Origin of the sequence: Lederbergia wuyishanensis (assembly GCF_022900255.1) — a bacterium.
GTDB classification, from domain to species: Bacteria; Bacillota; Bacilli; order Bacillales; family Bacillaceae_C; genus Lederbergia; species Lederbergia wuyishanensis.
Map to the genome: position 1 here is coordinate 174,371 of NZ_JALIRM010000006.1, position 11,761 is coordinate 186,131.

Here is an 11,761-nt window from a genome sequence, read left to right on the forward strand (position 1 = left end):
GTTTAGAGCCTGTACTTGTGATACAGGCTCTAGTTTTTCTATTTTACAATCCCTTATCAGGGGACCCTTTAAATTATCCTAATCTTCAACAAGTTTTTTTATTCCGTTTACCCATTGATGATAACCAATACCATTCAGATGGAGACCATCGAAAGTAAATTCTGGTTTTAACTGATTTTCTTTATTTGACATTAGACTAAATAAATCAATATAAGATACTTTTGTATCAGCAGTTAACTTTTTCAACCTTGAGTTTAGTTCTAATACATTTTTGCTCTTTACGCTATTTTTACGTAATTGACTGTTCATTGGTAATACACTTTGTACGAATATTGCTGTATTAGGTGAGTTTAACTTAAGTTCATTTAGGATAGTCGAAAAGTTAATTAAAATAGTATCAATATCAACATCTTTTCTTAAGTCGTTAATACCTACCATAATAAAAACTTTACTAGGTTGTATGTTGTAAACTTGTTTTAACCTATGCAAGACACCGTCAGTAGTATCCCCAGAAATGCCTCTGTTTAAAATGTCATTCGTGATAAAATACTCATTCCATTCGCCATAATCAGTAAGGCTATCTCCTAAAAATACTACTTTGTTTGAATGAGACTCTCCTGACTCAAAAATACTCATTTTACCTAAATAAAAATCTGAATAACCTTCAACAGTCTTAGCAGAAGTGATTTTAGCTTTTAAATTAGATAAAACACTTTTATCGTATATTAATAACAATCCAAATATTACAACAAAAACATTAATTATCAATGAAAACCATAAAAGATATTTTTTCATTTTTTTTACAAGTTCCCCCTAATTATACATGCATGTTTATATTACTATATTTTTACAAAAAATTACATAAAAATTAGGGGTATTATCCTATTTTTATTCGACTAAAAATGTTTAAAATGCAATTTTCAATTCTTCCAGCTAATATTTTATGGCCAAATCCATTTGGATGAAGTCCATCATCCGTTTCATCTTCAGTCTTATAGGAATAAGTATTATTAATAAAATTATGTCACACTGTAAATTCGTTTCATTAAAGTTATCGGTTTTCCAACACTTGGCCTTGCGCCTATCACAATCAGATCCGAAGTCTTAAAGCCTCCCGTTAGATTTTATTCTGATAGAAGTATATATCATTTTATTTAGTAACATTCATAAAAATATATGGTAGATGCCTATTCAAGTTACGGCAACGAAAAATGAAAGATTCATTCTATCTTTAAATTAATGGGAGGATTTAGTATGAGGAGTATTCAAGTTAAGGGTGTGGATAAAAAAATCTCAAGTCTTGTCATGGGTTCAGGTGGCTTTACTCCGGACAATATGGAACGTGTAACGGATGTGTTAAATCATTATTTAGAGATTGGCGGAAATACGATTGATACGGCTTTTATATATTATGGCGGGAAAAGTGAAGGATCAATTGGTATATGGATGGAAGAAAATAAGCGACGAGAAGATGTCAATATTTTAACAAAAGGTGCTCATCATAATGCTGATGGTCCAAGGGTCAGTAAGGAAGCGATTGATGAAGAATTGGAAATAAGCTTGGACAGGCTACGAACAGACTATGTTGAATTATATGCTCTTCATCGTGATAATCCGGAAGTGCCTGTGGGGGAAATTCTAGAAATATTAAATGCACATGTAGAGGCAGGACGAATTGGTGCTTTTGGCGGATCTAACTGGTCAATTGAAAGACTTCAAGAAGCGAATGACTATGCGGAAAAGCATGGTTTGGTTGGCTTTTCATTCAGCAGTCCTAACTTAAGTCTTGCAAAACCTAATGAACCATATTGGGCAGGGTGTGTATCTGTTGACGATCCAATGCTTGCCTGGCATGAAGGAAATCATATGCCACTATTTTCGTGGTCATCTCAGGCGAGTGGTTTTTTTACAGGAAGATTTACACCTGAGGATCGCTCTCATAACGATATCGTCCGCGTCTACTACAATGATAAAAATTGGGAACGATATCGTCGTGCCGAACAGTTGGCGAAAGAAAAAGGTGTAGAAACCGTTCAAATTAGTTTGGCTTATGTGTTAAATCAATCCTTCCCAACCGCAGCTATTATTGGCCCGCAAAACAAGCAGGAAATACTATCTTGTAAACAAGCCATGGATATATCTTTAAGTGAAGAGGAAATGAAGTGGCTTGATCTCCGTATAGAATAAAAGAAACGGACAAGGAGATTAACGTTGATCAAGATTCCTAGATTTCAGCACTAGATAATAAATAAATTTTGATTATGATTCTCGAAATAAGAAATGACTTCACTATTTCTAATTAATCTATTACATTTAATTTTCTATGATATTTTAAGCGGAATTGTTAACAAATATAGATTAAGTTAGTATTTCGCATGATCACATTGACTACTTAGATCCATATGCATTGAGGCCATATATACATTCTTTGGGCATGAAGGGCTTCAGTTATTATCAATGATATGGACCATTTCCTACATTACAGTTGGAGGAAATCCCCAGAAACGTCAATACTATTATACTTTTTGGGGACTCTTTATTTTCTTGTTTAAATATGAATCATTCTGTGTAGTGGAATATCTTCAAACAAAGGTGCTCTGATAATGTCTGGAAATCGACTTTTTTCAGCTCTACATTTTAATAAAATATCTATAATATTTAGATATTTTTGATGAAGGCTTTGACATAAAAAACACCCTCCTATAATAGAAAGGTGCTTATACGATCGAAAATTATCCCTTTACTGAAATTTTGAAATCAATAAACTATTGTATGAATATAAACTCACTTATCCTTTTATAGATCCTATCATAGCACCTTTAGCAAAGTGTTTTTGTAGAAAAGGATATACAACTAAAATAGGAACGGTTGCTACAATAATTGATGCCATTCTTACGGTGAATTCGGATACACTACTCTGCATCCCCATGCCAACTCCACTCGATGATTTTACCACTTGTGCAGTATTGCTAATGATATCTCTTAAAAATGCCTGAAGTTGCCATTTATCTTTATCTGAGATATAAAGAATGGTCGAGAAAAAATCATTCCAGTAGAAAACAGCAATAAATAAACCAATTGTAGCTAATACCGGTTTAGATAGCGGCAATACAATCTTAAAAAATACCGTCAAATCATTAGCACCATCAATTTTTGCTGCTTCCTCAAGCGTATCAGGTATTCCTTTGAAAAAACTTCTCATTACAAAGATATTAAATGCACTTAATAAATTGGGAAGAATTAAGGCCCAATACGTATTCATCAAATTTAACATTTTGACTAATAAGTAGCTAGGTACTAACCCTCCGTTAAACAGCATTGTAAATAATATTAAGAATGATACGAGTCCTCCGCCTCGCAATCGTTTTTTGGAAATTGCATAAGCTGTCGTTGCTGTAAAAAATGTTCCTAGAAAAGTGCCAGCAAGCGTAACAATCACTGTGGTTTTGAGACTACTTAAAAATGACGAGTTATTTAATATTGCTTTATAAGCATCTAAGGAAAAACCGGCAGGAATTAGGAATAAACCTCCTCCAGCAGCAAGTTTAGCATCACTAATCGAACCCATCAATAAATACCAAAAAGGGTATATCATCAATATCAACAGCAATCCCATCAAGCCATAATTAAACATCGAAAACAACTTTTCACCTTTAGACATATGTATCATTTTTTTCACCTCACCATAGTCCATCTTCTCCAAATTTCTTAACAATTTTATTAGCTGTTACTATAAGTGCCAAGGCAATCAATGATTTAAATAATCCCGCGGCAGTAGCTAAACTATAGTTAGCTTCTTGAATTCCTCTTCGATATACATAAGTGTCAATGATATCGGCTACATCATAAACTAGAGGGCTATACAGTAAATAAATTTGGAAGAAACCAGCTTCTAAAATGTTTCCAAGATTTAAGATCAACATGATAAGAATGACGGGACGAATGGAGGGTAAAGTAACATGCCACATTTGTTTAAATTTATTTGCCCCATCTATCCGTGACGCCTCATAAAGATCGGGATTGACACCAGTCATTGCAGCTAAATATATGATCGTACCCCAACCCATTTCTTTATAAATATCCGTTATTACTAGGATAGAACGAAAATGAGCTTTACTCGTTAAGAAATGGATAGGTTTGCCTCCGAAGTACTGGATAATGTGGTTTATTAAACCATCAACAGGATTTAAGAAAGTAATAATAATCCCTGCAAAAATAACCCATGAAACGAAATGGGGTAAGTAAAGAATTGATTGCGTGAAACGCTTAAAAAACATATGTCTAAGTTCATTTAATAGTAATGCAAGAATAATAGGGGCTGGAAAGCCAAACACAAGTTTAAGTACACTAATAACTAGTGTATTTATAAAAATCTTTTGAAAATCGGGTGTTCTAAATAGTCTTTCAAACTGTTCTAATCCTACCCACGGACTATCCATAATACCTGAAAACATATTGAATTCTTTAAACGCTATAATGACTCCGTACATCGGAAAGTATTTAAAAATAATTAAATAGATTAAACCTGGTAAAAGCAGTAAATACAAATATTTATCTCTAGCAAAATCTTTAAATAACTTTTGCCGCTTATTCACTTCTAAAGTCGATGGTAATGGAGATGTGTTAAGCGTCCTATTTAATTTCAAAGCAAACACCCCACTTATTTACATTTGGCAATTATAAAATGTGAGTTCCCGATATCGGGAACTCATAATCGAATTTTCCTTTACTTATATGACTCAATATTTTCGTCGTACCATTTGGAAAACTCTTCATATTGTTGATCTTGTTCGGCATAAAGTTTGTTTGCTTCTTCATCAATTTCTTTTCCGCCCATTTCAGGGTATTTTGCAACAAAGTCATCAAATGCATCAAGTGGAAGTTCGCCAGCGATAATTCCCCAAAATGTTTCGTCTCTAAGTTTTTTAACATCTGCACTGTATTCAATCCAAGCTGGACGTTCCAAGGATTTAAAGAATACAATTTTTTCTCTCATCGGCATTGCAGTTTCCGCCCGCTTATTAAATAACTCAATTACTTCAGGAATGTTTTCGATATTGGCTTCATCTTTTCGTGTAATATACCAGCTGTAGTTACCTAAACCAAGTTTATTCTTTTCCTCTGGACCAATTTTACTTTTATATTGTCCATCGATAATTTCATAGTGCTCTCCTTCTTCACCAAATCTAATTAACTTATTCGTTTCAGAAGAAGCCATTCGATTTAGAACTTTAACTGCTGTATCTGGTTCTTTAGCAGCGGCAGTCACAGATAGAAAGGACCAACCGATTTCATCCGATGGGATATCCGAAGCAAATCCATTCGGACCAATTATCGGTTCTATTGGCATATATTCACCCTCAGGGTTTAGTGCTTTAAAAGATTGATGAGTTGTGGCATCAGGATTAAAAAATGCAACCCATCGATAGATTGAACCAATTTTACCGTTTGCCATAATATCGTCTACTTGAGCACCATCAATAGGTGCTACCATTCTTGGATCCATGATTCCTTCTTCATATAGCCCACGTACGATAGCCAAAACTTGTTTTACTTGAGGCATTGTTGCACCGAATTTGACAGTTCCGTCTTCTTGAATCATAAAGGCTTCAGGATCTACACCATGAGAATAAAAAAACGGGGCAAGTGTTCTATATGAGTTTTCTCCTGCGAAACCATAAGTATCATCTTTTCCATTTCCATCAGGGTCATCCTTCGTGAATGCTCGAAGCACTTTAATATATTCATCCAAAGTCTTCGGCACCTCTAGTCCTAAATTGTCCAACCAATCTTTACGAATAATTGTTGTCATTGTTCCAGGCTCTGATATATCTCCTGGAAGCCTGAAAATTTTTCCACTTGGGTCCCAATGATAAAACATTGTTTCTTTTGAGTAATAGTTAATAATATTTTGTCCATATTTTTGTAAATACGGAACTAGATCCACTACAGCACCTGCTTTGACCCAACTATCAAATTCTTTGTTCATATCCCAATGCCACATAACATCGGGCATCTCTTTTTTATCACTCATAAGTAGGTTGATTTTAGTTTTTGCATCATCCCATGATGGTAAAAATACATCTTCAACCTGGATATCCCTACCAAGGTTTTCGGTTAAATCTTTTTCAAGCGCTTTGTTAACCCAAGAATCAGGAGTCTTTGGTCCCCCCATTAAGGCTAAACTTATTTTATAAGGACCTGTTCCATCACTGGTTTTATTTCCAGCATCTTTTGAACATGCAGCTACGATTAGAGATATTGATAAAACGAGAGTCATAATAACATAAGCTTTTTTGTTCATAACTTTCTCCCCTTGTAAAATGATTCAATTCTTATCTCTTTACTAAATGACCGTATGCGCTCACATATGATGCTAGAGTTACATGGAAAAAGATTTCCCCCCTTTAAACTGCATAATATCAATTTTCTATGATTACTAATATTAACCAAATGTAATAATTTAGGCAAATGCTTATTTGATTATTTGAAATAATCTAAAGTGGGGAAATTGTCGAATTATAGCAAATAGACTTCTATGAATTTAGTAAGGGTTATGTAGGGTTTTAATAATGTAGGAAAATAAAAATGCCAGAAAGCTTGAAAGGAGTCGAAATGATATTGAGAAAAAGTATTATATAGTCGAATACCTATATTAAAAATAAGAATGTCGTTTTTTGTAAAAAATTATAAAAATTCATTATAGTGTTAATTATTAATCAACCAACATTGACAAGCTATTCATTTACTTCTATTATTTAGAAAAAAAGTAAGTGTTTTTAGCAATATCATTATTTATCAACTTGTTCATGGAATCTTATTATGGTTGTAAGCGCTATCTTGGATTAGATGCAAAAAAAGGAAACGGAGTGAAACATATGGTTAGTTTTTCAGCAAGCAAGTGATATATGAATAATTAAAAATAAGCTTGGATGGAGATTACAGAAAGACTTTACTATTTCACCAATTGATGATCGATTACTTTCTATTTATAAAATGACTCCACAGTTACAACTCAATCTGCTTCATATTCTTTTCATTCGCCTCTTAAGACATTTCAATACATATCTTTACGTTTATCTATAGGGGATTAATGTATTTGTTATTGATCACCACTACATTTTGCAGTGCATCAGTATTCGGTATTTTTTTCTATTGATGATCTACTGCATCTGTCAGATTCAAAATACACAATTATATATGGAAATGAAATCGAAAGGAGATTTATTTATGTCTACTAATCTATTTTCCTTAAAAGGAAAAACAGCACTTATTACAGGGGGATGTCAAGGTCTTGGATTAGAGTTTGCTAGAGCTCTTGCATCAGCAGGTGCCAATGTTGCCATTACTAGTAGGGATATAGAAAAGGCACAAAATGCTGCACTGGAATTGTCTGATCAATATGAAACAAATGTTTCAGGACATGCAGTGGATGTATTGGATACTAGCCAAATAAGCGAGTTAGTTAATCAGGTTGTTGATAAGCATGGAAGCATTGATATTTTAATCAATAATGCAGGTGTGAATATTCGTAAACCTCTATTAGATTATGATGAAGAAAGTTGGGATTTGGTTCAGGCGACGAATTTAAAAGCACCTTTCCTTGTTACGAAAGCTGTTGTTCCACAAATGATTAAACAACGATATGGAAGAATTATTAATCTTGCTTCGATGTTAGGGATGGTAGGTCTTGCTGAACGATCAGCTTATTGTTCTAGTAAAGGTGGATTAATTCAATTAACAAAAGTGATGGCTTTGGAATGGGCTGAATATAATATTACGGCGAATGCTATTTGTCCAGGACCATTTGCGACTGAATTAAATCAAGTTGTCATTAATAATCCAGAAGCGAATCAATTTTTCCTTGATCACTTGCCGATTAAACGTTGGGGGAAACCGGATGAATTAGCAGGATTAATTATTTATCTAGCTTCAGAGGCTTCAAGCTTTATGACAGGATCATCCATTGTCATTGATGGTGGCTGGACGGTGGAATAAGGGAGGGAAAAGAATGAAGTTTGGACTTACAGCATATGGGACAGTATTTTATATGGGATTACATCCAAAAGCAGAAAACCCACGAATTACGGCTTTACAACAAATGAAGATGGCGCAAGGCTATGGACTGGAAGGTGTAGAGTTACCATACGAAATCTTGGTAGATGCCAATTTAGATGAAGTTAAAGGGTATGCTAGTGAGAATAATTTGTTTATTAATATTGCTGCAGGTGGTTACGAGCCAGAACATTTAAAACGAGTTCTTCAGCTTGGAGGCAGCATTAACGCACGTACGGTTAGAACTGTAGTAGGTGGAGCTGATTTTGGTGGCGATCGGAGAAAAATGAAAGGCAAATGGCAAGCCTTCCTTAATGAAATACTATTATCGTTCGAAGTAGCTGCTAAAACAGCTGAGGAAGTAGGGATTCATTTAACGGTAGAGAATCACCAGGATTTAGCATCAGAAGAGTTACTTTGGTTATGTGAAACCATTAACTCAGACTATTTCGGTATTACGTTAGATACTGGAAATCCACTAGCAACAGCTGAAGTTCCGATGGACTTTTTTAGGAAAATGGCTCCATATATAAAAAATGTGCATTTAAAAGATTACAAGATTTATTGGTCAGATGAAGGTTATCGTCTTGCGCGTTGCCCAGTTGGACAAGGTGTGATTGATTTCCCCGCACTTTTTTCATTAATGGAAGAAGTGAATCCGAATATTACGTTGTCTATTGAACATGGGGCGTTAGAAGCGAGACATGTTAGAGTTTTGCAGGAGGATTATTGGACGGAGTATCCGGAAAGAACAGCCAAACAGCTGACACGACTTCTTCGGTTTGTTGATGACCGTGCTTTTACAAAGGGAGATTGGCGTACTCCATATGAAAAGGGAGAATCTGCAAATGCGATTGCCACATATGAAATGGAAGAAATGGCAGTTGGGATGGCATATTTAACTTATTTAATGAAGAAAAAAGATACCTTACAAATGGAGGTGTAATATGAATTTAAAAGGAAAAAATGCATTGGTAACAGGCTCAAGCCGTGGCTTAGGAAAACAATATGCTTTTGATTTGGCGAAAGCTGGCGCAAACGTAATTGTTCATGATATCAATGATCAAGCAGCAAGTGAGTTTAATGAAGCTGCTTCAGGGTATGAAGTAGCAAAGGAAATCCAGTCTCTTGGAGTAAGGGCTGAATTTATAGCTGGTGATTTGTCCGATCCAAAGCAGGCTGCTGATGTGGTGGAGATGACCATTAATCATTTAGGATCGATTGATATATTAGTAAATAATGCGGGTGGTGATATTGGATTTTCAACTCCGCGCCCGAATCCAAATGATGCCTTGGATATATCAGTGGAAGATATTCGTTCTGTTGTCGATCGAAATTTAATAACCACGATGTATATGTGCAAGTATGTTGGGCGACATATGAAGGAAAGAAAATCAGGAAAAATCATTAATATAGGCTCGATTGCTGGTCATGTTCCTGTAAAAGAAGGGATTATTTATGCAACCGCAAAGGCAGGGATTTCATACTATACAAGAAGTTTAGCAGAGCAACTACGCCCTTATGATGTAAATGTAAATGCCATCTCACCAGCTCCAACGTATACTGGTAGATTCCTAGCTACTCGAACGGTCCAGGAAGAGGAAGGGAAATCCCGCTTACAAAAAATTGCTCATCCTGAAGATATGTCAAAAATTGTTATGTTTTTATGTGGTCCTTCTGCAGATGTTTTAACTGGGGAGACGATTGTGTGCTGGGTGTAGGAAGCCATGCCAATCGAGAATTTTTGTGCCACAATTATTTCATTCTACAATTCTATAAGATAATACATGACTTCTTCTGAAAATATTGCAGTATGCTAGTGAGAGAGACGTAATAATGCAACGATAGTGCAAAAAGAATAGTCAAAATAATAAAAAACTTTTCAAAATGAAGAAAGAGTGATGTTTTAATGGGCAACCGTCTTCAAGATAAAGTAGTCGTCATCACTGGATCAACAAAAGGAATTGGAAAAGGAATTGCTTTAATTTGTGCAGCAGAAGGAGCTAATGTTGTAGTAAGTGGAAGAAATAAAGAAGCAGGGAATGCGGTTGTAGAAGAGATAAAAAATAGTTATGGCGCAGAGGCTATTTTTATTCAAAAAGATATTTCATCGGAACAGGCCTGTAAAGAGTTAATCGAAGAATCGGTTGCTTATTTTGGTCGTATTGATGGTTTGGTAAATAATGCAGGAATCTTTCCAAGGGGAACGATTCTTGATACAACAGAAGATTTATTCGATGCTATCTTTGATGTAAATATTAAAGGGGCATTCTTTTGTTCCAAATATGCTATACAGGAAATGTTAAAAACCGGTAAGGGCTCAATCGTTCAAATTGGATCCACGAATGGGTATGCAGGTGGAGAGAATTTAGTTGCCTACTCCTGTGCGAAAGGAGCGATGCTTACTCTAAATAAAAGTATCGCTACCCACTATGCTAAAAAGCAAATTCGTTCTAATTGGATAACGGTTGGATGGGTCGCATCTGAGGGAGAAATCGAACTGCATGAGAGTATGGGAACGAGTAAAGAAGAACTCGTGGAGTGGGCGGAAAGTGCGATTCCTACAGGTAAAATGCAAACAGCTGAAGATATGGCATATGGAGCAGTTTACTTATTATCAGATGAATCAAATCAGGTGACTGGCACAGAACTACATATTAACGGAGGCTTAGGATTAAGAATGTCCCGATAACTTAGAAAGGAAATGAGTAATTTTGGAACTAGAACATTCAAAACGCGGGTTAGAAATATTGAAGGAACTTAAATCAACAGAAGTCCCGAAAGGAATGCTTGCTGTTTGGTTTTTAGGTCAGAATAGCGTTCTTATAAAGGGAGAAGGGAATAAAATAGTTTGCATCGATCCTTATTTGGACCCTGCACCATATCGAGCATTCGCTCCTCCTTTTCAGGCTGAAATGTTAACAAATATTGATTATGTTTGTATTTCACATGATCATAGTGATCACTTAGACCCGTATGCAGTGGAGGCAATTGCTAAGGTAAACAATCAAACAAAGTTTATTGCTCCGGCCTACTGTCATGATCGCTTGCAAGAGTGTGGTGTGAGTCCTGAAAATATAGTGAGTGCCGATACAAATCTCGACTGGTGCTGTACGGACGTAAAAATTAAAGCAATCCCTGCTGCGCATGAAGAATTTGAATACTCTCCTGACTACGGGCACCGATTTGTTGGATTTATCTTTGACTGGAATGGAGTCAAAGTATATCATGCGGGAGATACGGTTATTTATCCAGATTTAGTAGATACGTTGAAAAGAGAAGCCATTGATTTAGCTCTTCTCCCAATCAATGGACGGGACTTTTTTAGAAATCAGCGAGAGATTATAGGGAATATGGATGTGAGAGAGGCAGCTGAACTCGCTGTAGCAGCAGGTGTAGACACCTTAATTCCTCTCCACTATGATATGTTCCAAGGAAATTCAGAAAAACCTGGTAGAATCATTGATTATCTTTATGAAAATTACCCAATGCAAAAATGTCATATTTGTGCGCGTTTTGAGAGATTTATTTATGTTTCTCCGAATGCTCTATAATTCATCTAAAAAAATGCCCAGACTCCATCCGGAATTGATGTGACCCCTAAAAGTTAGAGTTTCATATTACGCAGCTAGTTGGCTGGTGTGAAGACGGTATTGAACCGGACTCATGCCAGCCAGTTTTTGTTTAATCCGGTTATTGTTGTAAT

At 35.5% G+C, this 11,761-nt stretch carries 11 protein-coding genes; 6 read left to right on the forward strand and 5 right to left on the reverse strand.

Annotated features, from left to right (window positions below):
• Positions 1-78: 78 nt before the first annotated feature.
• Positions 79-795 carry a GDSL-type esterase/lipase family protein gene (locus MT489_RS11025; protein ID WP_244681606.1) on the reverse strand — a complete coding sequence of 239 codons (717 nt, stop codon included), beginning with the start codon at positions 793-795 and terminating at the stop codon, positions 79-81.
• Positions 796-1,254: 459 nt separating this feature from the next.
• Here MT489_RS11025 and MT489_RS11030 point away from each other — a divergent pair, with 459 nt between their 5' ends.
• The gene (locus MT489_RS11030; protein WP_244681607.1) at positions 1,255-2,187 is read left to right on the forward strand and encodes an aldo/keto reductase; all 933 of its coding nucleotides are present in this window, start codon (positions 1,255-1,257) and stop codon (positions 2,185-2,187) included.
• 601 nt (positions 2,188-2,788) lie between these two features.
• Here MT489_RS11030 and MT489_RS11035 read toward each other — a convergent pair.
• The 3 genes from MT489_RS11035 to MT489_RS11045 all read right to left on the reverse strand — a co-directional run bounded on the left by MT489_RS11035 (position 2,789) and on the right by MT489_RS11045 (position 6,304).
• Positions 2,789-3,670, reverse strand: a complete 882-nt coding sequence (locus tag MT489_RS11035; protein ID WP_244681608.1) for a carbohydrate ABC transporter permease — start codon at positions 3,668-3,670, stop codon at positions 2,789-2,791.
• Positions 3,671-3,680: 10 nt separating this feature from the next.
• A complete protein-coding gene (locus MT489_RS11040) occupies positions 3,681-4,646 on the reverse strand; it encodes an ABC transporter permease (protein WP_244681609.1) in 966 nt (321 codons plus the stop codon).
• Positions 4,647-4,726: 80 nt separating this feature from the next.
• Entirely contained in the window at positions 4,727-6,304 is a 1,578-nt protein-coding gene (locus tag MT489_RS11045) for a type 2 periplasmic-binding domain-containing protein (RefSeq protein WP_244681610.1), read from the reverse strand.
• Between the two features lie 926 nt (positions 6,305-7,230).
• Between MT489_RS11045 and MT489_RS11050 the strand changes: the two genes are divergently transcribed.
• From MT489_RS11050 to MT489_RS11070, 5 genes are all read left to right on the forward strand, one after another.
• Positions 7,231-7,998: an SDR family NAD(P)-dependent oxidoreductase gene (locus tag MT489_RS11050; protein ID WP_244681611.1), complete on the forward strand. Its 768-nt coding sequence runs from the start codon at positions 7,231-7,233 to the stop codon at positions 7,996-7,998.
• Between the two features lie 13 nt (positions 7,999-8,011).
• Complete coding sequence (locus MT489_RS11055; RefSeq protein WP_244681612.1) at positions 8,012-9,001, forward strand: sugar phosphate isomerase/epimerase family protein; 990 nt, start codon at positions 8,012-8,014, stop codon at positions 8,999-9,001.
• A 1-nt stretch (position 9,002) separates the two neighbouring features.
• Positions 9,003-9,776, forward strand: coding sequence for an SDR family NAD(P)-dependent oxidoreductase (locus MT489_RS11060; protein WP_244681613.1), 774 nt, complete (start codon positions 9,003-9,005; stop codon positions 9,774-9,776).
• A gap of 188 nt (positions 9,777-9,964) precedes the next feature.
• Complete coding sequence (locus tag MT489_RS11065; protein WP_244681614.1) at positions 9,965-10,747, forward strand: SDR family NAD(P)-dependent oxidoreductase; 783 nt, start codon at positions 9,965-9,967, stop codon at positions 10,745-10,747.
• Positions 10,748-10,769: 22 nt separating this feature from the next.
• Positions 10,770-11,609 (forward strand): MBL fold metallo-hydrolase, encoded by an 840-nt coding sequence (locus tag MT489_RS11070; RefSeq protein WP_244681615.1) that lies wholly within the window; start codon positions 10,770-10,772, stop codon positions 11,607-11,609.
• A gap of 66 nt (positions 11,610-11,675) precedes the next feature.
• Here the strand turns inward: MT489_RS11070 and MT489_RS22445 are convergent.
• Positions 11,676-11,761, reverse strand: an 86-nt coding sequence (locus MT489_RS22445; protein ID WP_425311310.1) for an IS3 family transposase, incomplete at its 5' end; no start/stop codon positions are given.

Excerpts from the sequence above, each read along its gene's own strand:
- MT489_RS11055 (WP_244681612.1), top strand. The coding sequence starts at position 8,012 with ATGAAGTTTGGACTTACAGCATATGGGACAGTATTTTATATGGGATTA.
- MT489_RS11030 (WP_244681607.1), top strand. The coding sequence starts at position 1,255 with ATGAGGAGTATTCAAGTTAAGGGTGTGGATAAAAAAATCTCAAGTCTT.
- MT489_RS11065 (WP_244681614.1), top strand. The coding sequence starts at position 9,965 with ATGGGCAACCGTCTTCAAGATAAAGTAGTCGTCATCACTGGATCAACA.
- MT489_RS11025 (WP_244681606.1), bottom strand. The coding sequence starts at position 795 with ATGAAAAAATATCTTTTATGGTTTTCATTGATAATTAATGTTTTTGTT.
- MT489_RS11060 (WP_244681613.1), top strand. The coding sequence starts at position 9,003 with ATGAATTTAAAAGGAAAAAATGCATTGGTAACAGGCTCAAGCCGTGGC.
- MT489_RS11035 (WP_244681608.1), bottom strand. The coding sequence starts at position 3,670 with ATGATACATATGTCTAAAGGTGAAAAGTTGTTTTCGATGTTTAATTAT.
- MT489_RS11050 (WP_244681611.1), top strand. The coding sequence starts at position 7,231 with ATGTCTACTAATCTATTTTCCTTAAAAGGAAAAACAGCACTTATTACA.
- MT489_RS11045 (WP_244681610.1), bottom strand. The coding sequence starts at position 6,304 with ATGAACAAAAAAGCTTATGTTATTATGACTCTCGTTTTATCAATATCT.